Genomic DNA, 25,710 nt, shown 5'->3' with positions numbered 1-25,710 from the left:
GATTAAATTAGTCAAGTTTAAGATAATTAGCGCTGTTGTTACTCACCCACTTTGTAGCGTATTTTTTTGTACCTTGTTGTACTAAGTAGAGCACCATGTCAAACCCTGAATTACCCATTAAATTTACCGATTCTGCCGCAAGTAAAGTACTATCGCTAATCACGGAAGAAGAAAATCCAGCACTTAAACTACGTGTATATGTTACCGGTGGTGGTTGTTCAGGCTTTCAATATGGCTTTACCTTTGATGAAAAAGTCAATGATGGCGATATGACCATCGAAAAACAAGGCGTTATGATGGTTATCGATCCTATGAGCTTGCAATACCTTGTGGATGGCGAAGTTGATTATCTTGAAAGTTTAGAAGGTAGCCGCTTTGTGGTAAATAACCCCAATGCCACAACTACTTGTGGTTGTGGTTCATCTTTTTCTATCTAGTATTCTAGTCACTTTACCAATAGATAGGATTAACATTTCAGCAGAGCAAGTAATATTATGTTGTGATGACAATACAATGCCGACAGTTTGTCGGCATTGTTATTTCTGCTTCTTAACGCCCTCAATAAATAAACAAATTGTTGCAACTTAGTTTATCTCCCCTTTATAAAACACGTTATTATATTCCGATAAAATGGAGATATAATGATGAAATTTACCCTAAAATCTAGCTGGTTAGCGCAACGCCCTTACCTTATTGCGGCACTAATCACCCTTGTTCTAGTGCTATGGATGGCTTCTGGACCGAGTGTTGCAGAGCAAAAGTCTGAGATAAAAGCACAAATTCCTAGCCATGATGAACAACAGATTATCGCTCAAGTTAAAGTTGAAAGACGATTTGGACAACACATTCACAAAACAATTGATCTCTATGGTCGCACTGAGCCAGATCGTATAACGACATTGAAAGCTGAAGTGCGTGGCAAAATTATTCAGGTTTTAGCAAAAAGAGGCTCAACTGTATCTAAAGGCGAAATTATTGCAAAAATTGCGTTAAATGATTTACCCGCCCAATTAATCCGTAGCCAAGCTTTATTGAAGCAACGTGAAGTCGAATATGAAGGCGCCTTAAAGTTAAATAAACAAGGTTATCAAGGTAAGGTACATCTAGCGCAATCGTATGCTGCACTTGAATCTGTCAAAGCTGAAATACAGAGATTAGAATTAGACATTGCCCATACCGTTATAACAGCCCCATTTACAGGTATTCTTAACACACGCTATGTTGAAGTTGGTGATTACGTAGCTTCTGGTGATGATATTGCTATGATTGCCGATTTAGACCCACTGATTGTTAGAGCTCATGCAACTGAACAACAGATCAGTCAGCTGTCTGTTGGTCAAGTGGCAAAAGTAAGTTTATTAAATGGTAAACAAGCACAAGGTGAGCTGCGTTACATTGCAAGTGTTGGTAATGATGCGACCAATACTTTTAAGATTGAAGTGGCAATCGATAATAAAAATGCGAATTTATTTGCAGGGTTGAGCAGTGAATTAACCATAGATTTAGTCAAAATGTCTGCGATAAAAATATCACCAGCACTATTGGCATTAGATGAGCAAGGCAATATTGGTGTTAAGTCTGTTAAAGATTCTATTGTTCACTTCACGCCAATACAGATCATCAAAAGTGAAAATGATGGTGTATGGTTGATGGGCCTTGGCGAGCAAGCCGATATTATTGTTTTAGGACAAGGCTTTGTGCGTGCAGGGGATAAGGTTGAGGCCATCTTTGATACCCCTGATGTTGGCGCTGATAAAAGTACAGATACGCAAGCTGCTTCTGTAGCTCTAACTACACAGAACTAGGAGCTGTTATGTTAACGCTTATAGAAGCCGCATTGACGCGCACACGCTCTGTTTTGATGTTGTTTGTACTATTGCTTATCTCAGGAGCAGTGACTTATAACAATATAGCAAAAGAATCCAATCCAGATATTACTATTCCGATTATCTATGTTTCCATGATCCATGATGGTATCTCTCCTGAAGATGCAGAGCGCATGCTGGTAAGGCCGATGGAAAATGAGTTGAAATCCATTGCCGGCATTAAAGAAATGCGCTCAAATGCGGGGGAAGGGCATGCCTCTGTTACCTTAGAGTTTATCGCTGGACTCGATCCTAAAGAAGCGCTAGCCGATGTCCGTGATAGAGTGACTTTAGCTAAAGCTAAATTGCCCAATGAAACAGAAGAGCCTGTAGTAAATGAAGTTACTATGGCAAACCAAGAAGCAGCACTCACCGTTGTTTTATCAGGTGCAGTGACTGAGCGAGGTTTGATAACAATCGCGCGAAATGTCAAAGATAAAATTGAAGGCATGCAAGAAGTGCTAGAAGTTGATATTGGTGGAGACCGTGAAGATATGGTTGAAATCATCGTTGACCCTTTATTAATGGAAAGCTATGGGCTTGATCAGACTGATATTTATAACCTTGTTGAGCGCAACAACCGTTTAGTGCCAGCAGGGACTATGGATACTGGCAAAGGACGCTTTGCCATCAAGGTACCTTCTGTTTTCGAAAATATTCAGGATTTACTTGAACTACCGATTAAAGTTGATGGTGATCGTGTTATTACTTTTCAAGATGTATCAACTGTTCGCCGTGCGTATAAAGATCCTACCGGTTTTGCTCGGTTAAATGGTCATCGCTCAGTCTCGATAGAAGTCAAAAAACGCTCTGGTGAGAACCTGATTTATACGGTTAATAAAGTAAAAGAAATTATTCGTGAAAGTCGTATTAAATGGCCAAAACAAGTCAATGTCGATTATGTTGGTGACCAATCTATAGAAATTAAAAATACGCTAACAGATCTGCAAAATAATGTTTTTTCGGCGGTACTATTAGTTGTAATTGTTATTATTGCTGCTTTAGGCGGTCGTACTGCTTTACTGGTAGGTTTAGCAATTCCAGGAGCGTTTTTAACTGGCATATTAGTCATCGCCTTAGCGGGAATGACAGTGAATATTGTCGTGTTATTTGGTTTGATCATGGCAGTAGGAATGCTGGTAGATGGTGCCATTGTTGTTACCGAGTTTGCCGATAGGCAAATGAATGAAGGCCACAGCAAAATAGTTGCTTATGGCACCGCAGCTCGACGTATGGCATGGCCAATAATTGCCTCAACGGCAACGACTTTAGCAGCTTTTGCCCCCTTGATGTTTTGGCCAGGAATCATGGGGGAGTTCATGAAATATTTACCGTTCACCCTTATTGCGGTGTTATCAGCCTCTTTAGCTATGGCACTGATATTTGTACCAACATTAGGCGCTGTTTTAGGTAAAGCTCGCGTTGTCAGTCAGAAGGAACAGCAGCAAATAGAACATGCTGAAGCGGGAGAGTTTACTCATTTATCGGGGTTTACTGGTCGATATATACGTGTGCTGGCAACGGCAATTAAACACCCTTGGAAAATAGTTGCAGGTACCTTTGCAATATCTATTATCGTGATGTGGCTCTATGGAGCATCAGGTCTTGGTGTGAGCTTCTTTCCTGATGTTGAACCACAAAGTGCGACTATGGTCGTGCGCTCACATGGTGATTTATCTGTAAAAGAAAAAGATGTGATTATGCGTTCAATCGAAACGCGTATTTTGCCTCTTAAGGAGATAGAGACGTTATATACTCGCACGGGTGGGAATAATCAAATAGGTACGTTCAAATTAAACTTTGTCGATTGGCAAATAAGGCGTTCAGCAGATGACATAGTAGCAAATATTCATGAGTTAACGAATGATTTAGCCGGCGTTGAAATTGAAGTAAGAAAAAATGAAAACGGCCCACAAAGTGGTAAAGATCTTAAACTTGAATTGAGCTCACGTTTTCCTGAAGAACTCGATAAATCAGTAAAAGTTATACGTGATGCGTTAGCAGCATCGGGGAAATTTACTGATATTGAAGATACCGGCTCTAAACCAGGGATCGAATGGCAACTCATTATTGACCGCAATAAAGCGGCCACTTATGGAGCTGATGCTGCTTTAGTTGGCTCAAGTGTGCAAATGGTTACTAATGGTTTAAAGCTTGGTGAATACCGTCCAGATGATGTCGACGATGAACTGGATATTCGCGTTCGTTTTCCTCAAGAAAAACGTAATATAAGTCGATTAGATTCACTGCGTTTAAAAACAACATCTGGGTTAGTACCCGTTGGCAGTTTTGTTGAACGAAAAGCGGCGCCTAAAGTAGATACCATTCGGCGTGTTGATGCTAAACGCGTGGTGACTGTCCAGGCAAATTTAATTGCAGGTGCTCAATTACTGCAAGAGTTGCCTATTTTGCAAGCGCAATTACCGACACTTGGCTTGCATCCATCAGTAGAGATTGATGTTAAGGGACAAAATGAAGATCAGCAAGAATCACAAACGTTTCTTGTAAATGCTTTTGCTATCGCTCTCTTTGTTATGGCAATAATTTTAGTGACGCAATTTAATAGCTTCTATCAAGCGTTATTAATTTTAAGTGCCGTCATATTCTCAACTGTCGGTGTATTTTTAGCATTACTATTAGTGCAAAAACCCTTTGGTATTGTGATGGGCGGCATTGGTGTTATCTCATTGGCAGGTATTGTGGTCAATAATAATATAGTGTTGATTGATACCTACAATGTGATGCGTAAAGAAGGTTACCCTGTCGTTGAAGCAATCTTACGAACAGGTGCACAGCGCCTACGACCTGTTATGTTAACTACCATAACGACTATTTTGGGCTTATTGCCTATGGTCTTGCAGGTTAATCTAGACTTCTTTGAACGTACTATTGTTTTTGGTGCCCCCTCAACACAGTGGTGGACACAACTGGCAACAGCTATCGCAGGTGGCCTGGCTTTTGCCACTGTATTAACCTTAGTATTAACGCCGTGTCTACTGGTTTTAAGAGATAAACGGAAGGAAAAAAAACATGCGACAACAATTACGCTGCAAAGTGAAAATAAACAAGTTAAAAAGGTCAGTAGCGCAGCCTAAGTATTTAGTACATTAAAGCTAGCTCATCAATGCTGAGTGTTATGAGCTTATGCTAAGTCCTCGTGTGATCATAGGTTATATTTATACCCAAGCCACTTGAAGATGTCTCTTCAGGTGGTTTGGTTATATGCTACAGAGGCTTTTACCATAGCTAGCCTACCCCTCCATCAATATCATCTCGACTATTTTTCCCATATCGAGGTTAAATTCTTCAGCACTAACTCCTTTCACAATTGAATCTTGACTCTTAGCAAGATTAATTTCTTGCTTATTAATAAACTGGTGTTGTTCAACATGATAAAATGATTGGACGTGCGGATTTGTTGGGTCTTTATCGTTACGCGCTTTAACTAAGGCTAGTTTGTTTGATTCTAATTGCACTAAAGAACCAATTGGAAATACCCCTACGCATCTAATAAAATGATCAACTAAATTAGCGTCTAACTGATTTTTTTTGCCCAATTCTCGTAATATGGCAAACGCTTTATTATGAGCAAACCCTTTTTTATAAACTCGGGTAGCTGTTAACGCATCAAAAATATCACAAATACTAATCATTCGGCCATACAGAGTAATGGCATCGGCTTTCACTTGAAAAGGGTAACCATTACCATCAAGTTTTTCATGATGTAATGCAGCAACCTCCAAACTCAGTTCGCTAATGCCAGACGTGTCTTTAATGATACTTATTGAATGATTAGCATGAGTTTTCATGATGGTAAATTCATCGTCAGTTAATTTACCAGGCTTATTTAAAATGGCATCTGGGATTTTTATTTTACCAATGTCATGTAGGAAAGCCCCGATTGAAAGCTGCTCAATAATGTCTCTTTTTAAGTCTAAGTAGCGAGAAAAAATCGTGATGTAAATAGAAACAGCGACAGAATGCTCAAATAGGTATTCATCTTTCTCACGAATATTTAACATACAGGAAAGTGAGTCAGGACTATTAAATATTGCATCGATTGACTTATTAACAATATTCACAACAGGTGATAAGTTTATGCAGTTACCTTTAAGGGCATCTTCAAATAATTTTTTTTGAATAGATTTCGATTGGTCAATAATTGCCTTTGCGTGTTCAAGGTCTTTGTTATTCATAATTGAGTTTTCGTCAGAATCGATGTTTTTGGGCACTAATGTTTTACTATCATCAATTAAAACACGGTAAATATTTTTGCTTTTGAGGTGATTAATGACTGCTTTACTTTTGATATGTCCAGCGGATGTTAAAGCAAAGTGACCCTTTTGCTGAATAATTTTTACCACGAAATGGCCGACCTTTAACTCAGAAACTTCTTTTTCAATTAGCATATCAAGCGCCGTTATTATGGAATGATCAAATAGTTAATATTTTACTTAAAGGTTACTATACGTAAATTAACCTGAGTTCAGCTTAACAAATGTTGATCTAGCAGCTATTTTCCTAACTTCTGCGTTAAATTTACTTGCAATAGACCAGCTATTGACGCGAAATTTGCCTTGAATTAAGAAAAACTATCAAGCCAGAAACTCATCGGAATAGTGTGTGTGGATATTTCAATGGATTAAATATCTCTTAAACCGAGTTCAGGTTAATTAAGTATTATCATTTTATAATAGCTGCAAGATTCTATATTGGCGCTAAAATTGCTTTTATTTTAATATGGTCACATTATTTAAATAAATTTCATACATACAGCTTACTTGCCGATACAAAGGGGTCAGCTGATTTAGCCTAGTTAGGATTGTTATGCGTATATTATTTTTCTTTATTCTCTGTGTTATGTTTTTATTTTCCAGTACTTCAGCATTTGCTATTAAGAAAAACTTACAAGCAGTACAGATTTATACTGATAATCAATTGCTTGATTTAATTAAAGAAAATAAGCACTTAAGTCAAGTGGTACTAGATGAATGTCAATTAGTGCAAGATATTGAAGCGCGCGCGAATAAATCCAAGATGCCCTCATATCAATTTTTGTGGGGTGATATGTTGGCTTATGGTGTTTGTGTTAAAAAAGATATTCCGTTAGGACTGCATTATATGCATTTAGCCGCCGATCAAGGGTTAGCTGAAGGGTTAGAGCAGCTAGGACGTTACTATCATATTGGTAAGTTCATGCAGGTAGATATTGATCGCGCCATTATTTACTTAAAAACAGCAGCAAGCTCAAATAACTTAGCCGCGCAAATACGATTAGCTGAAATTTACCAGCAAGGTTACGGGAGCCCTTTGGATTATCCTGCGCTGTATTCTCAATTACATCACTCTTTAACTGATGACAAAGTCTTGCATAAAAAAATCAGTGGATTACTGTCAAATCTTGCCAGTAAGATGCCGAGTAAAGTTATAGAGCAAGCAAAAAGAACCAGTTATACAAATTAAGCCGATGCGTTGCATCGGTAAATTTAAAGTTTATGGTATACTTGCAAATAGTTATCCTTAAATATTGACCCCTTATAGTGACCTTTAACGATCCACACGCTAAACGCGAAGCCAAAAAATATGAAAAGCCAGTCGCCTCACGCGAATTATTGCTTTCAATCATCGAAAAATGCTCACCGCCACCAAGTTTTAAAACCTTAGTCAAGACACTAAAGTATGAAGAAGAGTATCAACTCATTGGCTTGAAGCGTCGTTTACGTGCGATGGAAAACAGTGGACAGTTGATTTTTAATAAATTTAAGCAATATGCATTACCGGAAAAAAATAGCCTGCTAAGCGGCAAAGTTATTGGTCATCGTGACGGTTTTGGTTTCTTTTCTCCTGATGATTCGTCTATTACGGATAAAAGAGGTAAGGATTTCTATATTTCTTCTCATGAAATGCAGCGTGTCTTTCATGGTGATATCGTGCAAGCTATTTTGGTTGACCGTACCGATCGTAAAGGGCGTAAAGAAGTTAAAATTCTTGATGTGATAGAACCAAGAAAAGCACCGATAGTGGGGCGATTATATATTGACCATCATGTGTGCACAGTCGTATCTGAAGATACTAAAATCAAACAAGAAGTGCTTATTGATCCTAAGACAAAAATGGGGGCAAGACACGGTCAAATGGTTGTGGTTGAGTTAGTACAACGACCCACTAAGCGCTCCCATGCTATTGGCAAGATAATCGAAGTGTTAGGTGATCACCTTGCGCCAGGAATGGAAATTGAAATAGCCCTACGCGCCCATGATTTACCACATCAGTTTTCCCATACGGTGCAAGCTGAAGTCGCTAGTATCGCTGATGAGGTTGAAGAGTCGGCTAAAGTACCCCGCAAAGATCTGCGTGATTTACCACTGGTAACTATTGATGGTGAAGATGCCCGTGATTTTGACGACGCTGTTTATTGTGAAGCGAAAAAATCAGGTGGTTGGCGCTTATGGGTTGCCATTGCTGATGTAAGTTATTATGTTCAGAATGGCACTGCCTTGGATGATGAAGCAATATCACGTGGCAACTCGGTGTATTTTCCTAGCCAAGTTATCCCTATGTTACCAGAAAAACTGTCGAATGGTTTATGCTCATTAAACCCTGATGTCGACCGTTTATGCATGGTATGTGAAATGACAGTTAGTGCCGCTGGAAAACTCTCTGGCAGCAAGTTTTATCCTGCAGTTATGCAATCACATGCTCGTTTTACTTACTCGAAAGTTGCGGCTATTCTTGACGGTGATGAAGCGCTATCGCAAGAATATCAACCTTTAGTGCCCGATTTAAAAAACCTTGAACTAATGTACCATGCATTGACCGATGCTCGACTTAAACGGGGGGCTATTGCTTTTGAAACACAAGAGTCAATTTTTCTGTTTAATGAAAACAAAAAAATCTCTGGTGTAGTACCACTCATTCGTAATGATGCCCATAAAATTATCGAAGAATGCATGATTTTGGCGAATGTTGCGACAGCTAAGTTTATTGAAAAGCATGAAAAACCTGGGCTTTTTCGTGTTCATGAAAAACCAAGTGAAGATAAATACCGCAACTTTGTTACCTATTTAAATGAGCTGGGGTTGTCATTGCCTGCCAAAGAGGCGCCTGAGCCCCGCGATTATGGTGATATTTTAGCGAAAGTGGCAGGTCGTCCAGATCAAGAATTGATCCAAACCATGTTATTACGTTCAATGCGACAAGCTGTTTACCAAAGTGATAACGAAGGGCACTTTGGGCTAGCGCTTCCCTCGTACAGCCACTTTACTTCACCTATTCGTCGTTACCCTGACCTAGTCGTACATAGGGTTATAAAAGCTATTTTGGAAAAAGAAGCTGAAAATGCGGCTAATGAAGGTTGTTATGAATACTCTTTAGAAGAAGTGATTGAATTGGGTGAACATTGCTCTATGACAGAGCGACGTGCTGATGAAGCAACACGTGATGTTGCTGATTGGCTCAAATGTGAATTTATGCAAGACCATGTTGGTGATTGCTTTACAGGTGTTATTTCTACCGTCACTAATTTTGGTATGTTCGTTCGTTTACAAGATTTACATATTGAAGGTTTAGTTCATATCACTTCTCTTGGTCGTGATTTTTATCATTTTGATGATGTTCGTATGTGTTTGACTGGAGAGCATAGTGGCAAAAAGTACCGTGTTGGCGATGAAATTCGAGTACAAGTAGCAGCGGTTAATCTTGATGAGAAGAAAATAGATTTACGACTTGAGGGCGCTGAGATTGAAAGCCCAAATAAAGCAAAATCTAGAGGTAAAAACGCTCATCGTTCAAGCAAAAAGCCTGAGAAAAAAGAACTGACAAACGGCTCTACTGCCAAGGAAAAGTCTAAGAAATCTGGGGCTAAGAGTGGCGTGAAAGGCAAACCAAAAGAAAAAAGCAAGGCGAAGAAACGCAGTGCTCGCAAAAAACGCCCAGGGAAAAATGCCCGTAAAAATGCAGCGAAGTAATCATTAATATACTGATAATCACTCAGGCTATTACATTAAATACAGAGAAAAATCATGGCAAAAAATGAAGAATTAGTTTTTGGTATTCACGCAGTTAGCGCTTTAATTAACGCAGCTCCAGAGCGCTTTATTGAGATATGGCTGTTAAAAGGCCGAGAAGATGATCGCATGATGCCGATAATTAATTTATCACGAAAATACGGTATTGGCTCACAAATGGTAAGTCGTAAAGTACTTGATGATAAAAGTGAAGGAGAGCAACATCAAGGTGTGGTGGCGCGTGTAAGGCCTGGGAAAAGTTATACAGAGAATGATTTGGATGACATTATTCGTGCTGCGGAAAAGAAATCTATCGCGCCATTTTTTCTTATCCTAGATGGAGTAACAGACCCACATAATTTAGGCGCTTGTTTACGTAATGCCGATGCCGCCGGCGTACAAGCCATTATTGTTCCAAAAGATAATGCCGCACAAATAACACCTACCGTGCGCAAAGTGGCAGTCGGGGCAGTCGAAAGTGTACCTTTGGTGCAAGTCACTAACTTATCAAGAACAATGAAGCAGCTGCAGCAGCAAGGTGTATGGGTTGTTGGTACTGCAGGTGAGACAGATACTTGTTTGTATGATGTTAAGCTTTCAGGGCCTATGGCCCTTGTTATGGGCGCTGAAGGGAAAGGTATGCGCCGATTAACCCGTGAAAACTGTGATCAACTTGTGAAACTTCCAATGGCAGGCAGTGTTTCTAGTTTGAATGTTTCAGTAGCTACGGGTATATGTTTATTTGAAATGGTACGCCAACGTTCATTATGATAAAGGAATATTAAATTTAACTATTTATTTATAAAAGGGAATTTTAAAAATGAAAAAATTATATATCGCGATGGTTTTATTGCTAGCAAGTTTACTGATAGCGCCTAAATTCATTGGTTCTATTGTTGAAACAGAACGAGAGCGTATAGTTGGAAAACTTAATGAAACGGATGGTTTTACTTTAACCACGAGTGAATATCATAGTGGTTGGTTCGGTGCTGATGCTGTCTCTGAAATGACAATCGCTGTAGATGATAAAAACATCGCTGATGTAACGGTTATTTTAGAAGAGAGCCTTTCTTTTGGTCCTGTAATTGTTACTGAGCAAAGTTGGCATTTAGCTTTCGGTTACTCCTCGGTAAAATTCAAGTTTTCGGCGCTTGATGTTGATGAAAATATAGTTGAAATCATTAACGAAAAACTGCATGTCGGTGGGTTGCTTGGCTTTAATAAAGCGGTAACCACTTTTATTGATACAGATAAAATTAGTTATCAAGATACCGATGGTTTGATTGTGTCAGAGCCCGCTTCTATGCAATTTAGCTTGAGTAATAATGAATATATCAGCGGTGATTTCTCCTGGGGAGGCTTAGAAGTTAATGGGCAAGATGAACGTCTAGTCATCGGTGCTGTTGGCATGTCAACTAAGCAAAAGGTTGTTAGCGGGGATTATCTCGCAGGGACAGCAATCTTAACGGGTGATGCTTTATTTAAAGTCGCAGGGCTTAATGTTTACCACGAAAACAGTAAAGTTTTTTCTGTAGATCAAGCAGTCTTAACCAGTGAGGTTTCATTAGATAATGATTTATTAGCACTTGCCTTAAACTATCAAGCAAATGAAATTAGTGCTTCAGGACAATACTTTAAAGAGCCAAACGTAACGATGGTGTTAGCAAATATTGATGTTGATGCTTTACAGGAATTAAACACGGCTATGGCTAATTTGTCGAGGAGTGCTTCTGGTGAATATGACTCTGAAGAAAGCCTCAACGTGCTAACAGGGCTGACAGAAAAACTACTTGCAAAAGATCCTAACTTGAAAATAACGGATTTAAGTGTTGTTACTGAACAAGGAAAAGTAGAGACTGAGTTTAATTTTAATATAAATAAACACTTATTTGATGGTGCAAACTTAAATTCATTGGCTTTGATTACCGCGTTAGAAGCCGATGCTAAAGGTAAGGCACCGATGGAATTTTTGAGTAAATTAGGTATGGCGCCTATGATAGATAACTTTGTTGAACAAGGTTACGTAAACCGCCAGAATAATGAAATTACGGTAGAAGCTAAATATGTTCAAAGCCAACTAACGATGAATGGCAAAGCGTTTCAATTATAGCGTTCAGAACCCAACTCACAGTGGGCTTTAGAAATAAAAAAAGGCTTATTACTAAGCCTTTTTATGAATCTAACTTTCAGTAAATCTTACTTATAGTAGCTCAAACATTTCTCAACTTCGTTCTTAGAACCCATAATAACCTCAACTCGTTGATGGATACTTTCTGGTTCAATATCCATAATTCGTCCTTGGCTAGTCATTGCGAGGCCGCCTGCTTGTTCAAGTAAGAATGCCATAGGATTAGCTTCATACATTAAGCGAAGTTTGTAGGGTTGTTCAGGCTTTTTGCTATCGGCAGGGTAAGTGAAAATACCACCACGGCATAATACACGATGAATATCACCAACCATGGCTGCAATCCAACGCATATTGAAGTTTTTCTCTCGTGGACCCGTATCACCAGCAATTAAGTCGGCAATGTAATTTTGCATAGGTGCTTGCCAAAAACGTTGGTTAGACATGTTAATCGCAAACTCATTTGTATCAACAGGTACTTGCACATTTCGTTCTACTAATAAGAAGCCACCATGGGTTCTATCTAGTACGTAGAAGTGCGTGCCACTACCTGTTGTCATTACTAACATCGTTGATGGGCCATAAAGTACATAACCAGCACAAACTTGCTTGTTACCCGATTGCTTAAACATGTCATCATCACCCGCAGCCATATCTTTAGGTGCTTCATGTATAGAAAAAATAGTACCAATTAATGAATTGATATCTATGTTAGAGCTGCCATCGAGGGGATCAAAAGAAACGATATATTTGCCATTTTCATCTCCAGCAACTGAGTGATCTTCTTCTTCTGATGATATCGCTTTAACGAAGCCTGACTCGAGTAAAATATCTTTGAATAACTCATTGGCAACCACATCCAATTGCTTTTGAACTTCACCTTGAATGTTTTCATCAAGAGTTGAGCCCATCACGTCACCTAAGTGGCCTTGGCTAACACGAAACGAAATCTCTTTCGTTGCAGCTAAAATAGTTTTTATTAATGAAATTAAATCAAGAGGTACATTGTCTTGACGTAAAGCTGGGGCTAGTCGTTGCATTAGGTTACCTAAATTACTTAAAAGTGGGTTGGCTAAGTTTAAATTAAATCTATCTGTCATTATTTTAAACGACTTATATACTCGTTACCATCCAAAGTACACAGTAAACATGCAGATTGAGTGATAACGGGCAGATATTATAGCAAGTTTGTACTTTGTATTAACATATTAACGGCTTAAATCTAGGTATTATTACTTTGTTGTACTACAGTTTGCCAGCTTTGAACTGGTCGGTGACAAACGTTTCAATAAACCAGGTTTAGCAAGTACGACTAAGTTACCGGCCAACATTAAACTTAAACCAATAAAAGTATAACTATCCCAGATAAAGCCTTCGACAAAGCTTGAAATAACTACAGCGACTGCAGGAAACATAATCGTTGCGTAAGAGGCTTTATGTGCACCGATGCGAGCTAATAAAGTTAAGTAAGAACCAAATGCGATAACGGAACCAAATATTGATAAATACAATAATGAACTGATGTATTCAAAGGTGTATGAAAAGTTAAAGGTTTGACCTTGAATAAGTGCAACAAGAAGCATAAATATGCAGCCGTACATCATACCCCAAGCCGTGGCCGGTAATACAGGTATTTTGTCATGTTGATTCTTAATTGAAATCATATTGCCAGTCGAAGCGAACATCACGCCAATTAGACAAAAACCTAAACCCAATAAAGTACTGTCACCAAAATGGACACTTCGAATTTGTGGCCAAAATAAGGTGACAATTCCTAGTAACCCAAGTGCACCACCATAATAAACCTGACTAGAAATGTGTGTTTTAAACCAAATACGTGCATTAAGTATATTAACCATCATCAAGGTTGAGAAGGCAATACTGGTTAATGCAGAATTAATATGGGCTTGTGCGCTGTAAAGTAAATAATAATTAAAACCAAATAAAGTTAAACCAAAGGCAAATAGCTGCAGGTGTTGCTTTATTGCAAATGTTAACGGCAATTTTTTGTAACGGCAATATGCGAACATACACAAAGCCGCGAGTCCAAAACGGTAAACAATAGAAACTTCAGCGGCAACTTCACCTAACTGGTAATTAATGGCGATCCAAGTTGATCCCCAAATGATGACGGTAATAACGTATAAAAAAGTATTGTTCATTTACTTTGCCACTCCATGATTAGGACTTAATAGCATAAGCGTGACATTGTATTGGTATTTTGATTTAATAACATATACAAAAATATGGAAATGCAACCTATACAGTTTTATTGCTAATAAAGGCCATGAAAATGAAATTATTAGATAAGAGCTCTTCGGCATACTTATATCAACAAGTCATTGATTTTATAGAGCACCAACAAAAAATAGGTGCCTTGCATCCCGGTGATAAATTGCCTAGCTTACGTAAATTAAGCCGCCAGTTTGACATAAGTGTACCCACGGTTAAGCAGGCATATATTGAATTGGAAAGACAAGGACAAGTCTGTGCAAAACCACAGTCGGGCTATTATTTGCAAGCTATACAAGCTCGTACATTAAAACCAAGGCCAGCTAAGTGGGCGCAATGTGACCCGGTCGAAGTGCAAAGTCGCAGTATGATTGAACAGGTTCATGCGGCAGTACATTTACCTGATACAGTTGCCTTGGGCATTTCAAACCCAATTCAAGCACACCCACCTGATAAAGCACTCGCTAGATTAATGCGATCGGTATTAAGTAAAGTATCAGAAAAAGCTGTGAGTTATGGTCCAGTAACGGGTGATGCAAAGTTACGTATGCAATTAGCATTTCGTTATCAAGAGCAGAGTGTTGAAATAAACCCTGATGATATTGTTATCACCAATGGTGCGCAAGAAGCACTCTCTATTGCCCTGCAATGTGTAGCAAAACGTGGTGATATTATTGCCATTGAGTCGCCGTGCTTTTTTGGCATTATTGAGTTAATTGAAAGCTTAGGTATGAGGGCATTAGAAGTGTATACCTGCACGGAAGATGGTGTTTGTCTCGAAGACTTAACGGAAGCAATTAACCAATATGAAATCACCGCCTGTTTATTTTCAACCGCGATAAATAATCCGTTAGGATCAATGAAAACTGATGAACAACGTCAAGCAATGGTGTCTCTATTAGAGAGGCACGACATCCCTTTGATTGAAGATGAAGTTTATAGCGAAATATACTTCAGTGCGAGTAAGCCAAAACCTGCTCAATTGTATTCCGAGAAGGGATTGGTGATGACTTGTTCGTCTTTTTCTAAAACAGCAGCGCCAGGTTATCGCATTGGCTGGCTATTACCGGGTAAGTTTGAAGAGCAAGCCAAACGCATTAAACGAGCTCAATCGGCCTCGACACCCATGTTACAGCAATGGACATTAAATGAGTATTTACTGAGTGGCGATTACGATCGTCACCTTTGTGTCCTACGAAAGACATTAGCATACAACTGTGAACGAATGCGGGCACTAATTGCTGAGCACTTCCCTCCCGAAGTCTGTATTTCAAAACCGCTAGGGGGCAGTGTGCTTTGGCTGCGTTGTCAATCGCATGTAAAAACGGGTGAATTTTTTCAACAAGCATTAGCACAGGGGGTTAGCTTTGCCCCAGGAGCCATTTTTTCTCCTTCTGGAAAGTATCAAAACTATATGAGGGTGAGTTATGGCGTGCAATGGGGAGAAGATGTTGAAACCGCGATTAAGGTATTAGGTCAATTGGTTTATGAATACACAATTAAGCAAAAAACAGCACAATTGTTGGAAGAAAAATGACAGAAAAAAACGAGCAAGTGTTAGGTAAAAAAGTCTCGAAAAATAATGCTTCATTGCAACATGGAAATATGCCTCTAGCTCCTGCGCAGCTTAACGTCTCTTTAAAGTTATTATTGCCTTTATTAGCATCAATATTAGCCGTTTCACCTTTGGCGGTGGATATGTACTTACCGGCGATGCCAACGCTAGCAAAGCATTTCAATACGCCCATGAGTATGGTGCAAAATAGTTTAAGTATTTACTTACTAGGTTATGCACTTGGTTTAATCTTATTTGGCCCTATGGCCGATAAATACCTTCGTAGGAGCCTAGTATTGTTGGGTATAGGCGGTTTTTTTATTGCTAGCCTGTTACTACCTTTTGTCAGTAGCATAGAACAATTTCTTACGATTCGATTTTTTCAAGCCTTTGTCAGTAGTGCAGCAACTGTCGTTGTTCCAGGCGCAGTACGGGAATATTACGGCAAGGATACAGCGAAAGGATTATCCTATGTCAGTATGATTATGATGTTAGCCCCGATGATTGCCCCAAGCATAGGTAGTGTCTTGTTATTAGCACATAGCTGGCAACTTATCTTCTATGTATTAGCAGCTTACAGCCTTATTGTACTAGTGCTTGTCAGCTACTATTTACCTAATGCTAACGTTGTGACATTGCCTGAAGGGGAGACTGATAAAAAAATTGAGATGAGCTTTATACAGCGCTACAAAATTGTGTTGAGCAATGGGAAAGCTCGGTTAGATATCATTTCATCAATGATGATCTCACTGGCTTTTTTTGCTTATCTTACTGCCATTCCTTTTGTCTACTTAACTATTTTTGGCGTGTCAGAATACACTTTTAGCTTGTTGTTTGCGTTAAATATTTTAGCGTTAATGACAGCACACTTTACTAATACCCGTTTTGTAGTACGCAAAGGTTCAAGGACAATGTTACGCTTTGGCTTAACGATAGCGACAATCGCTGCAACCGTATTGATGCTGGTTAATATATTTGAATTACCATTAATTTATACCGTTGTCGCTATCTTTCCACTTATGGGCAGTATTTCCATGGTAGCGGTAAATAGTGATGCCTTAATATTAACTAAATTTCCAGCGCATTCAGGGACAGTTACAGCAGTCATTGGTACCCTTCGTTGGGGAATTGGTGCGTTAGCGGGGCCTATTTTAGCGTTCTTTTACGATGGTAGTTCGAAGCCATTCGCTTTGTTAATGTTCTTCGCGGTACTGCTAGTATTAAGTTGCCAGCTAATGATATGGTTTAATGATAAAAAATAGATTAACAGTAAGGATAAAAGATGAAAAATATAGCAGTTATTCTCAGTGGTTGTGGTGTTTATGATGGCAGTGAAATCCAAGAAGCGGTTCTTACATTACTCGCGATATCACAGCAAGGTGCCACTTATCGTTGTTTTGCACCAAATATCGCTCAGCATCATGTCATTAACCATCTTACCGGTGAAGTGAGCGAAAATGAAAGTCGTAATGTACTCGTTGAGGCCGCACGTATTGGCCGTGGTGATGTAGAAGACTTAACAGAGCTTAATGAAAAAGAATTTGATGCTATTATATTTGTTGGTGGTTTTGGTGCGGCGAAAAACTTAAGTAGTTTTGCATTAAACAATGATGATTATAGTGTAAACGAGCAAGTACTAACCGCAGCTAAAGCGTTTGCTAAGGTCGAAAAACCCGCTGGTTTTATGTGTATTGCCCCTGCTTTATTACCCTTGATTTATCCGGCGGGCGTAAAGGGAACTATTGGTAAAGATACTGCGACAGCAAAATTAATTTCCGCCAAAGGTTTAGCCCATATTGATTGTGATGTTGCTGATGTTGTCATTGATGAAGCGCATAAAATAGTTACAACACCAGCCTATATGCTGGCTGAATCGATCAGTAAAGCAGCAGTCGGCATTAATAAACTGGTAAAATATGTTCTTGCTTTTAGTCAGTAGGGTTTATTGTTAATGGCTAATCGCCCCAGCACCTTAACGGCTTCTTTAACAGGTAAATTACTCAATCGTTTACCGAGTACTTTACGGAGCATTGTGCCGAGCAATAAGCAAACTTATTTATCATTAAGCGCGCTTATAATGATGGTTTTAATTACGCTTAGCGCTTGTCAAAGTCAGGCAGAAGAAAGAAATATGATCAATAACTCCACTAGTATTTTGTCATTTACCCCCTTTGAGCGAGCGGTCGCACAAAAAATGTCGCTTGATATTCGCTACTTTTGCTCGAATATAAACGGCAAAACCAGTGTGCCAACGTCGAAACATTGTCGACAAGCGGTAACAGAGTTACCGACAGAACTTGCGCAAATGATCAGCATCAGTAACGTCGGTGGCATTGTTTTATTTGCTGAAAATGTGCAAGAGATAGCGCAAGTGGTTAAGTTAACTCATGATATTCAACAGGCAGCTGTAAAGTCAGCCCATGGAAAACCCTTGATTATCTCAATGGATCAAGAAGGTGGTCGAGTAGCACGCTTTGCTAAAATGACTGGCTTTGCTGGCAATATGGCTATTGGTGCTAGTTACCCTCAACACGGTACTTACTTTGCTACGCAAGTGAATGCAGTTATTGCAAAAGAGCTAAAAGCTTTAGGTATTAACAATAACTATGCCCCCGTTATTGATGTAAATACCAATGTTGATAATCCAGTGATCAATACGCGATCTTTTGGAGAGTCGGCAAGTCAAGTATCAGAGTTAGGGGGGAGCGCGGTTAGCGCCATTCAGGCACAAGGGGTAATGGCGACATTGAAGCACTTTCCTGGTCACGGAGATACCCATGTGGATAGTCACCTAGGCCTACCTCGAGTTGACCATGATAGGGCGACCATAGATAAGGTTGATTTGGCTCCCTTTGTTTGGGCAATTGAACACGCTAAGCCAGCCATGATTATGACGGCTCATATTCAATATCCAGCCCTTGATAACAGTTCATTTATCAGTAAAAGTGGCGAAAAACTGATTCGACCTGCCACCATGTCTCGCAAAATTTTAACGACATTATTAAGAGAGGAAATGGGATTTGAAGGCATTATTGCGACAGATGCCCTTGATATGGCGGGTGTTACTCATTTTTTCACTGAAGTTGAAGCCGTTGTAGAAACTTTTGTAGCGGGGGCCGATCTGGCAGTAATGCCATTTAAAGTGAGAACACCGACAGATATTGATAATTTTTATCGCTTTATAAAAGCAGTGGCCAAGGTTTTATCATCGCGTATTGAACAAAATGAATATCAATTAGCTGAATTTAAGCAATCTATTGCGAGATTAAATCGATATAAGCGACAATATGTTGAAGAAAACAGTAAATCGGTATCACAGCAACTATTATTCGCTAATGCGGTCATTGCCAGCGAAAATCATATTAAAACAGAGCAAGCACTTGCCAACGCGGCAATAACGTTGTTAAAAACGAACCAAGTGTTACCCCTTAATATGACTAGTATTAAGCGATTACACCTTATTGTCGCAAATCAACAGGAGCTTGCTGCTTTAACTTATGCACTAAATCAGGTGATACAAAATTCACTATCGACAAGTGATGTTGATCAAATCAATGTTAGCCATTTTATTGCTGATACTAGCAACGAGAATAGTGAGTTAAATATCCAAATGCAGTCGTTGATCAAGCAAGCGGATGCAGTTATTGCTACAGTTGATATCAAAACGGCTAGTTTGGTGGATTTAGGTGGTATGGATGATTTAATTCCAAGTTATGGCAGCGCTGCTCAGCAACGGAAGAAACGGACTTATTCAACCTTTTTAAAACAGCAATTAACACTAGCGCGCAAATTAAAAACGCCCTCAATTGTAATTGCGAAAGGTTCACCCTTTTTAATCAATGAGTACAGTGAACTTGCAGATAGCGTATTGTTAAATTTTGATGATAGGCTTTTTGAGACCGACTACCAGCAAGTAATCAGTCCTGGGTTTAATGCCAGCATGGCAGTCATTTTTGATGAAAAGAAAGCACAAGGTAAGTTACCTGTTACCCTGAATAATCAATAGAAAAACAAATAGCAAAAAGCGGCATACACATTAATGGTTATGCCGCTTTTTTTTATTACAGCTCACGTCAATAATCACGTGAACTGCTAATGAGACAGGCTTAAAATTAGTTCTGTTCAAGCTCACTAACTTCTGCTTTACTTTCTGGGGTATGGCTTAACCAATCCATCATTAATTCATAGCCTAATGCCAAGACTACAGCGCCGACAAACAAACCAATAATGCCAGAAAGTAACATGCCACCAATAGCGCCCAATAAAATGACTAACATAGGGATACTCATGCCGCGCCCCAGAAATAGTGGTTTTAAAAAAGCATCACTTGCACTAACGATAATGCTAAAGATTAAAAATATAACAGCAGGTGTCGTCTCTGCAACGGTAAAGTAATACGCGGCAACTGGACCTAAAACAATGATAGGTGGTAGTTGCGCGATAGCTAAAATAAGTACCGCAATTGCCCAAATACCAGCCCCAGGGATATCTGCAATCATTAAACCAACACCTGACAACAGTGATTGAATAACGGCAACACCCAAGACACCAGTAGCAACACTGCGAATAGTTGCAATAGTAGTACTAATTGTTCTATCGCCAAAATCATTCATTAAGCGACGCATTAATTTACTCACTCCTTGATGTAATGGGCCAGACTTAGCCATAAAGACTACCGCAATAATTAATGAAACAATAAATTGTAATATACCACCACCTATACCAGCGACAGCTGACAGTAAGGTGCTTGAAAGTGACTTTAGTTGCTCAGGGTACTGACCTGCAACTTTTTGAATATCTTGTGAAGCGTCCTGCCACAGGTTAAATAATTTTTCACCCACAACAGGCCATTCTTTGATGCTTTCATCCGCCGCGGGTATTTTTAATGTGCCTTCTTCAATTCCTGTATAAATATGTTGGGCAGAATCAATAGCAGAAGAAGAAAGGTTAATGGATGGGATAGCGATAAGAGATATTCCAACTATGGCAATAATAGTGGAAGCAGTTTTTTTATTACCTTTAAGTGCTCCAGTAAGCTTTTCATGCAATGGGTATAAAGCAACGGCTAAAATAGCCGCCCAAATGGTAATTAATATAAAGGGCCTAATAATAGAAAAACACCATAGGATAATCATCGCCATGGCGGCAAGCTTAATAGCAATATCAATAACCCGGCGGTTGAATGCCTGATCACTGGTTAACTCTTGTTGGTTTTTCATTGAAGTTTCCTTACGTTAATTACTTAATAATGTGTTTGCATGGTGAATTAGCTCTATGAACCTGCATTGGGTGGTTCATTCGGAGGGTTACTCTTTGTCGCGGTATTTTGAGTTAAATTATTGTGTGCACCAAAATTACTCATATGTGATCCCACTAGACTGGCAACTAATATCGCTAAGTAAAATTGCCCAACGATTGCTTCAAAATAAACTAAGAATCTTGAAATAGGTAATAGAGGTGAAATATCGCCAAAACCTAATGTTGTGATAGTAACAAATGAAAAATAGATAAAATCAGGGAATAAGCTAAACCATTCATTGTTACTGCTTATGTTAGTAAATGACTCCGGAAAGGTCAGTTGAATTAAGGTATAAAGTACAGCCCAAATAAGCCCCATTAATAAATACAAGCAAATTGCCCCTAGAATTTTATTGCCGTCAATATCACCAGTAAATAGTACCTGTTTAGCAGTACGCAGGGCACTGGAGATAAAAAAGCTTAGTAGTAAAAGTAAATATACTTGATCAAAACCAGCATCATCTAGCCAAGCACCAAAAAATGAGAAAAACAAAATAGCGATGGGGAATATGAAGGTTTTACGAAGCACGAAGTCTTTTGAGTCTACCCCCCAAACGGCCACTAGCAGTGTCACGATAGTGGCCGATTGCACTAACCGTTGTACTGACCCCTCAAAAAACTGCTGGGCTAACGAGGTACCAAGTAATAATAAAATTAAAGCAAAAGTGAGATAAATAAAATTATCTTGGCGTGTCATTATTTTCAAAAGCGCCTCTCTTCAAACATGCGTAGTGACGTATAAGTTATGCAAACAGAATTAACGTCTTTGAGTTCTTACCGGTCTAGACCGACTCTTTCTAGCTGGTTTAACTACCACAACGTTAGAATGGCGATGATAACTGTTGCCATAATACATGGGATACCCAGCGCCATACCCCATACCATAGCTCACTGAGCCACTGACATGAGTATTTTCACACGCGGTTAATAAAAGCGTAGTAAAAACAACAGTAGCGGCGAGTAGAAAAATCTTAAGCTGCTTCATTATTCACTCTCCTGCTGTGTTAAACCAAGTAACGCGCCGTTAGGATCTGCAATGATGGCTAAGCCTCTGTCTGTGGGATGATAAATAACAGTTGCGCCGTTGTTTTTGGCTTTGGTTAAGGTGGTGGAGAGGTTGTTCACTTCAATAAAGTTGACCCAACGATCTCTTTGCTCAAAAGATTCGGGTAGTTTAACAATGCTTGCTTGTACCATTTCTGCTTGTATCAGAAAGTAGCTATCATTGTTAGTATTAGTTGCTTCTAGGCTGTAACCAAAAGTGTCTTGATAAAACATAGCTGCTTGTCTGGTATTGGTACTAAACAATTGTGCCCAATCCCACTTTTTACTTATTTTCTTATGATTTTTGTTCGTAAGGTCTAACTCAAGTAAAGCAATAATGCCGCCTTGCGGATCTGCTAACACCGATCTTTTGCCGTAAAGGGTAAAGTCATGAGGCGCTAAAATGATGGTAGCATTGTTTTTAGCCGCACGATCACTTCTACTTGAGACACTATCAGTATCTATACTGCCTACCCATAATGCCTTATCAGTTTTGTTACGATTTGAATCACGTTCAAGTACGCCGGCAACCGCTAGACCATTATCGTAGAGTAAATGATATTTGCTTTGTTCCTTTGCAAACGCTTTAACTGTCCAATCAAAGGTCTGTTGGTAAAACTTAAGTGAAGCCTCAACATCGCCAGTGTATAAGTCAGCCCAGACGAGTTTACCGTGTTGATTTTTTATTATTTCTTGATTAGTTGTTTCAACATGTGTTGCTTGCAAAGCATGACTATAGAAAAATAATGGTAACAATAGCGCAATAAAAAATTGACTAAACCCTTTCATCTGATACTTCCCTTTTATTTAGCTAGTTTATTTAACTAATTGATATTACTACACTGAATTGTTATTGATAACCATTATTTAAACAGATATTCCGATGCGAGGTATTGCACCTACGTCACTGTCTATTTGAGGTTTACAGAATAAAATCCTTGATGAATCAATTTTACCTTGTTCAATTAAATGATCTTTAAAAGCATGCTCACGTTGTTCACCAATGTCGAGTAATTTTTTGATATCTGATTTATTTTCTACAGAAACTCCTGCTTCTAGGCCAATATCTGCTGGGGTGCTGATAGCACAAATCGTTACACGAGTATCTTCCTTATCTTGCATCAAGGCGATGAAATCATTTAAGTAGGCGCTTTGTTGATCGTCTGGTTTAACTTGCTTGACTTGGTATTCTAAATCATCAAAGCGTAATTTTAAGGCAAATTCACCCGCCGTTATTGCTATAGAAACTATATTGGCATAAGGCACAAAAGTGGTCATTAAGTAGTCTTGTGTTGCTGACATAATGGCTTTTTTGGTAATTAAAGTCACAATGCTGCCTAAACCAAAGTTTGGATCAGAGATAGAGCCACTTAATGGGACATCAAGCTCTACATTTCCATCACTATCTTTTAACATACCCATCGCCATATTTAAGGGTAATGCACCTTGATCAATTAGGTTACCTGCTTCTTCACTATCAACCAAGGCAGTCTCTAATGCTTGAAGCAGCAAGATAATATTTCCATCAACTTCATCATCTGTAAGGGTTAAGTCAACAGCGGTATTGAGTTGACCCGTTTTCACTTCAATGCCCGTTGAGGCCTTTAGATAAGACGAAATAGCAGGTAATGAAAATTCTTTGAAATCTCCCTTAAGGTGATAAGTTGCTATGTCTGTAAAAGGCTGTACATAGCCTGATAAGTTGAAGTTGGCATACTTATTACTACGACCTACTAGCGTATAAGGTGTTTTCTGTTGTTTATTTTCTTTCCTATTGCTCAATGCCCCTACATTGAGGGTATCTAGAAATAAAGTTCGCTGATAAATTGGATCAACACTAAAATCGGTAAAAGCAAATGAACCTTCATTAATAAAACTAAGCTCTTTGAAGCTGAAAACAAAAGCTTCACGCTTCACTTCTGCTGCCTCTACTTCGAGTTCAGTCTCGATAGCAACTACTTCTTCACTAACCCTAGGCGCTGCAGCACTTTCATCATTGGATTTGTCATCTAAATTAACTAAGTTAGCAATATCTTTGTTTTCCTTAACAATAATTTCTCCGGTTAAGGTATCAAAAATAATACTATTGATATCAATGCTTTTTTCGTGGATATGTAAGTTGTTTAACGTTAATTGCTTTAGTTGTATAACCGGTGGTAGTTTCACAATTGCAGCTGCAGCGATATCAAGTCCATCCTCAGCAGCACGTTTGTTAATTCTATCCATCGCCTTTTGAGCTACCTCATCAGCTAAAGTCGTTTTTTTAGAAAATAATAAATCATCTAAAACGATATCTGTGATATCAATACTAGGCTCATCATCTAACAAAAAGTTGATATCATCTAAACTAAGCTGTTTAAATGCGGCAATTGTTGCTTTGCTCTCATTTTGACTAAGAAGGGCATCGGTTAGTGTTATGCTGCTCTTGCCTGCTAAATGAATAATTTTATTTTCCTGTAGATTGACGGCAACATCAGATAGCTTCTGTTGGAAACTTTGCAGTGTAAAACGTTGTTTAGCAATGTCTAATAGGAGATCTTCTAATGTTAAATTGGCTTTTTGTATTCTAAAATTTACCCCTTGTTCGGCAAGGGTAATAGTTTGCTGACTACGAAAAGAGATAGTGCCTTTTAATGCCGTGAGCTGCTCGGCATGCTGTGCCAACTTTTCAATAGGGTAATTGTTGATAAGTAAATTACTATTGATATCACCTTTCCCAGATAATAGTTGTGTATTGGCGGTGAATGATAATTGGGTAGTATCAACTAAAGCGTTTAATGCTAAGTTACCTTCTTGCTTAGTTTCAGTCGCCTTTATTTGACTTAATGCGAGTTGTTCAATCGTTATATGATGCGTTTTATTGTTTGTTTTGTGATTATTGATTTCAAAGTCAATTGCAAACTGCTTTAAGATAAAATCTGGTAATACCAACTGGTAAGGGAAACTTGTTGCTACCTCATTACTGGTTTCTTCATGGACTTGTTGTTCAACATCTTTAGTCGCTTTCTTAGTACTGAACTCAGCTTCTTCTGTTGCAGAAGGAATTGTTATACCAGCAATAATTAGGTGATCTTCATGCTGAATCACTTTCATTTTACCTTGTGTAAGTGAAAATTTACTCAAGGTAATTTTATCAAACGCAAGTTGCCATAAAGCCACTTGTAATGTTAATTCTCTTAGGGCAAATACAGTTTCTTGTTGCTTGCTTTTTGTACTTGATAAGTCTATATCACTTAGGGTAAGACGCATCAAGAATGGATTAAATCGAATACTTGCATTATCTGCTAGCTGTAATTGATGCTTAGCTAAAACAGGGGTAATAAAGTGCTTTGCTACGGGAGAAGAAACTAACCAAAGAAATAAAAACAGGCTTAAATATAAAGCTAACAATACTTTAAAAAATTTGTGGGTAAAAAAAGACAGTAGAGTTGCCATACAGAAGGACGCTCCTTGTTAAGTTTAATATTTAATGTGTACTGAAGACTGAAAATAAAGCGGATTATAATTTACACTATTTTGTAGAAAGCTTACAATTGTAAATTAAAGGTTAACTTTAAAGTTAACTATTATTTAACATGGCTTAGG

The 25,710-nt window shown here is 38.7% G+C and carries 19 protein-coding genes; 11 read left to right on the top strand and 8 right to left on the bottom strand.

Annotated elements, in window-relative coordinates:
• Positions 1–95: 95 nt before the first annotated feature.
• The 3 genes from erpA to ND2E_RS18510 all read left to right on the top strand — a co-directional run bounded on the left by erpA (position 96) and on the right by ND2E_RS18510 (position 4,960).
• Entirely contained in the window at positions 96–437 is a 342-nt protein-coding gene (gene erpA / locus ND2E_RS18500) for an iron-sulfur cluster insertion protein ErpA (protein WP_011045350.1), read from the top strand.
• 204 nt (positions 438–641) lie between these two features.
• Positions 642–1,805 carry an efflux RND transporter periplasmic adaptor subunit gene (locus tag ND2E_RS18505; RefSeq protein WP_223303519.1) on the top strand — a complete coding sequence of 388 codons (1,164 nt, stop codon included), beginning with the start codon at positions 642–644 and terminating at the stop codon, positions 1,803–1,805.
• 8 nt (positions 1,806–1,813) lie between these two features.
• Positions 1,814–4,960 (top strand): efflux RND transporter permease subunit, encoded by a 3,147-nt coding sequence (locus ND2E_RS18510; RefSeq protein WP_033092332.1) that lies wholly within the window; start codon positions 1,814–1,816, stop codon positions 4,958–4,960.
• A 156-nt stretch (positions 4,961–5,116) separates the two neighbouring features.
• Here the strand turns inward: ND2E_RS18510 and ND2E_RS18515 are convergent, their stop codons facing one another.
• The gene (locus ND2E_RS18515; protein WP_033092331.1) at positions 5,117–6,274 is read right to left on the bottom strand and encodes an HD-GYP domain-containing protein; all 1,158 of its coding nucleotides are present in this window, start codon (positions 6,272–6,274) and stop codon (positions 5,117–5,119) included.
• 418 nt (positions 6,275–6,692) lie between these two features.
• Here ND2E_RS18515 and ND2E_RS18520 point away from each other — a divergent pair, with 418 nt between their 5' ends.
• The 4 genes from ND2E_RS18520 (at position 6,693) to ND2E_RS18535 (ending at position 11,981) form a co-directional block, all read left to right on the top strand.
• Positions 6,693–7,328 (top strand): tetratricopeptide repeat protein, encoded by a 636-nt coding sequence (locus ND2E_RS18520; protein WP_033092330.1) that lies wholly within the window; start codon positions 6,693–6,695, stop codon positions 7,326–7,328.
• Positions 7,329–7,405: 77 nt separating this feature from the next.
• Positions 7,406–9,832: a ribonuclease R gene (gene rnr / locus ND2E_RS18525; protein ID WP_033092329.1), complete on the top strand. Its 2,427-nt coding sequence runs from the start codon at positions 7,406–7,408 to the stop codon at positions 9,830–9,832.
• Between the two features lie 54 nt (positions 9,833–9,886).
• The gene (gene rlmB, locus ND2E_RS18530) at positions 9,887–10,642 is read left to right on the top strand and encodes a 23S rRNA (guanosine(2251)-2'-O)-methyltransferase RlmB (protein WP_033092328.1); all 756 of its coding nucleotides are present in this window, start codon (positions 9,887–9,889) and stop codon (positions 10,640–10,642) included.
• A gap of 49 nt (positions 10,643–10,691) precedes the next feature.
• Entirely contained in the window at positions 10,692–11,981 is a 1,290-nt protein-coding gene (locus ND2E_RS18535) for a YdgA family protein (protein ID WP_033092327.1), read from the top strand.
• 86 nt (positions 11,982–12,067) lie between these two features.
• Here the strand turns inward: ND2E_RS18535 and ND2E_RS18540 are convergent, their stop codons facing one another.
• Together ND2E_RS18540 and ND2E_RS18545 are read right to left on the bottom strand one after the other, a co-directional pair.
• Entirely contained in the window at positions 12,068–13,036 is a 969-nt protein-coding gene (locus ND2E_RS18540) for a class 1 fructose-bisphosphatase (RefSeq protein WP_033092700.1), read from the bottom strand.
• Positions 13,037–13,228: 192 nt separating this feature from the next.
• The gene (locus tag ND2E_RS18545; protein WP_033092326.1) at positions 13,229–14,158 is read right to left on the bottom strand and encodes a DMT family transporter; all 930 of its coding nucleotides are present in this window, start codon (positions 14,156–14,158) and stop codon (positions 13,229–13,231) included.
• Positions 14,159–14,289: 131 nt separating this feature from the next.
• Between ND2E_RS18545 and ND2E_RS18550 the strand changes: the two genes are divergently transcribed.
• The 4 genes from ND2E_RS18550 to ND2E_RS18565 all read left to right on the top strand — a co-directional run bounded on the left by ND2E_RS18550 (position 14,290) and on the right by ND2E_RS18565 (position 19,789).
• Positions 14,290–15,765 (top strand): aminotransferase-like domain-containing protein, encoded by a 1,476-nt coding sequence (locus ND2E_RS18550; RefSeq protein ID WP_033092325.1) that lies wholly within the window; start codon positions 14,290–14,292, stop codon positions 15,763–15,765.
• Between the two features lie 68 nt (positions 15,766–15,833).
• A complete protein-coding gene (locus ND2E_RS18555) occupies positions 15,834–17,045 on the top strand; it encodes a Bcr/CflA family efflux MFS transporter (RefSeq protein ID WP_033092699.1) in 1,212 nt (403 codons plus the stop codon).
• A 20-nt stretch (positions 17,046–17,065) separates the two neighbouring features.
• Positions 17,066–17,722, top strand: a complete 657-nt coding sequence (gene elbB / locus ND2E_RS18560; RefSeq protein ID WP_033092324.1) for an isoprenoid biosynthesis glyoxalase ElbB — start codon at positions 17,066–17,068, stop codon at positions 17,720–17,722.
• A 12-nt stretch (positions 17,723–17,734) separates the two neighbouring features.
• Positions 17,735–19,789: a glycoside hydrolase family 3 protein gene (locus ND2E_RS18565; protein ID WP_223303518.1), complete on the top strand. Its 2,055-nt coding sequence runs from the start codon at positions 17,735–17,737 to the stop codon at positions 19,787–19,789.
• Positions 19,790–19,895: 106 nt separating this feature from the next.
• On the opposite strand, the gene ND2E_RS18570 is transcribed toward ND2E_RS18565, so the two are convergent.
• From ND2E_RS18570 to ND2E_RS18590, 5 genes are all read right to left on the bottom strand, one after another.
• Positions 19,896–21,002, bottom strand: a complete 1,107-nt coding sequence (locus ND2E_RS18570; protein WP_033092323.1) for an AI-2E family transporter — start codon at positions 21,000–21,002, stop codon at positions 19,896–19,898.
• A gap of 53 nt (positions 21,003–21,055) precedes the next feature.
• On the bottom strand, positions 21,056–21,778 hold the full coding sequence (locus ND2E_RS18575; RefSeq protein ID WP_052056214.1) for a potassium channel family protein: 723 nt from the start codon (positions 21,776–21,778) through the stop codon (positions 21,056–21,058).
• A 60-nt stretch (positions 21,779–21,838) separates the two neighbouring features.
• Positions 21,839–22,066 carry a hypothetical protein gene (locus ND2E_RS18580; RefSeq protein ID WP_033092322.1) on the bottom strand — a complete coding sequence of 76 codons (228 nt, stop codon included), beginning with the start codon at positions 22,064–22,066 and terminating at the stop codon, positions 21,839–21,841.
• Positions 22,066–22,914: a VOC family protein gene (locus ND2E_RS18585; protein WP_033092321.1), complete on the bottom strand. Its 849-nt coding sequence runs from the start codon at positions 22,912–22,914 to the stop codon at positions 22,066–22,068. The genes ND2E_RS18580 and ND2E_RS18585 overlap by 1 nt, the downstream gene beginning before the upstream one ends.
• A 78-nt stretch (positions 22,915–22,992) precedes the next feature.
• Positions 22,993–25,560, bottom strand: a complete 2,568-nt coding sequence (locus ND2E_RS18590) for a DUF748 domain-containing protein (RefSeq protein WP_033092320.1) — start codon at positions 25,558–25,560, stop codon at positions 22,993–22,995.
• Between the last annotated feature and the right edge of the window lie 150 nt (positions 25,561–25,710).

The sequence above is a fragment of the Colwellia psychrerythraea genome, assembly GCF_000764225.1.
In the GTDB taxonomy this organism is placed as follows: domain Bacteria; phylum Pseudomonadota; class Gammaproteobacteria; order Enterobacterales; family Alteromonadaceae; genus Colwellia; species Colwellia psychrerythraea_D.
The sequence above is the reverse complement of the archived record's forward strand: the minus strand, read 5'-3'. Positions and strand labels throughout refer to the sequence as shown.

Coding starts and splice junctions, on each gene's coding strand:
- ND2E_RS18535 (WP_033092327.1), top strand. CDS start 10,692: ATGAAAAAATTATATATCGCGATGGTTTTATTGCTAGCAAGTTTACTG.
- ND2E_RS18540 (WP_033092700.1), bottom strand. CDS start 13,036: ATGCAACGACTAGCCCCAGCTTTACGTCAAGACAATGTACCTCTTGAT.
- rlmB (WP_033092328.1), top strand. CDS start 9,887: ATGGCAAAAAATGAAGAATTAGTTTTTGGTATTCACGCAGTTAGCGCT.
- ND2E_RS18550 (WP_033092325.1), top strand. CDS start 14,290: ATGAAATTATTAGATAAGAGCTCTTCGGCATACTTATATCAACAAGTC.
- ND2E_RS18575 (WP_052056214.1), bottom strand. CDS start 21,778: ATGACACGCCAAGATAATTTTATTTATCTCACTTTTGCTTTAATTTTA.
- ND2E_RS18590 (WP_033092320.1), bottom strand. CDS start 25,560: ATGGCAACTCTACTGTCTTTTTTTACCCACAAATTTTTTAAAGTATTG.
- ND2E_RS18570 (WP_033092323.1), bottom strand. CDS start 21,002: ATGAAAAACCAACAAGAGTTAACCAGTGATCAGGCATTCAACCGCCGG.
- erpA (WP_011045350.1), top strand. CDS start 96: ATGTCAAACCCTGAATTACCCATTAAATTTACCGATTCTGCCGCAAGT.
- ND2E_RS18545 (WP_033092326.1), bottom strand. CDS start 14,158: ATGAACAATACTTTTTTATACGTTATTACCGTCATCATTTGGGGATCA.
- ND2E_RS18520 (WP_033092330.1), top strand. CDS start 6,693: ATGCGTATATTATTTTTCTTTATTCTCTGTGTTATGTTTTTATTTTCC.
- ND2E_RS18505 (WP_223303519.1), top strand. CDS start 642: ATGATGAAATTTACCCTAAAATCTAGCTGGTTAGCGCAACGCCCTTAC.
- ND2E_RS18580 (WP_033092322.1), bottom strand. CDS start 22,066: ATGAAGCAGCTTAAGATTTTTCTACTCGCCGCTACTGTTGTTTTTACT.
- ND2E_RS18510 (WP_033092332.1), top strand. CDS start 1,814: ATGTTAACGCTTATAGAAGCCGCATTGACGCGCACACGCTCTGTTTTG.
- ND2E_RS18555 (WP_033092699.1), top strand. CDS start 15,834: ATGCCTCTAGCTCCTGCGCAGCTTAACGTCTCTTTAAAGTTATTATTG.
- ND2E_RS18565 (WP_223303518.1), top strand. CDS start 17,735: ATGGCTAATCGCCCCAGCACCTTAACGGCTTCTTTAACAGGTAAATTA.
- ND2E_RS18585 (WP_033092321.1), bottom strand. CDS start 22,914: ATGAAAGGGTTTAGTCAATTTTTTATTGCGCTATTGTTACCATTATTT.
- elbB (WP_033092324.1), top strand. CDS start 17,066: ATGAAAAATATAGCAGTTATTCTCAGTGGTTGTGGTGTTTATGATGGC.
- ND2E_RS18515 (WP_033092331.1), bottom strand. CDS start 6,274: ATGCTAATTGAAAAAGAAGTTTCTGAGTTAAAGGTCGGCCATTTCGTG.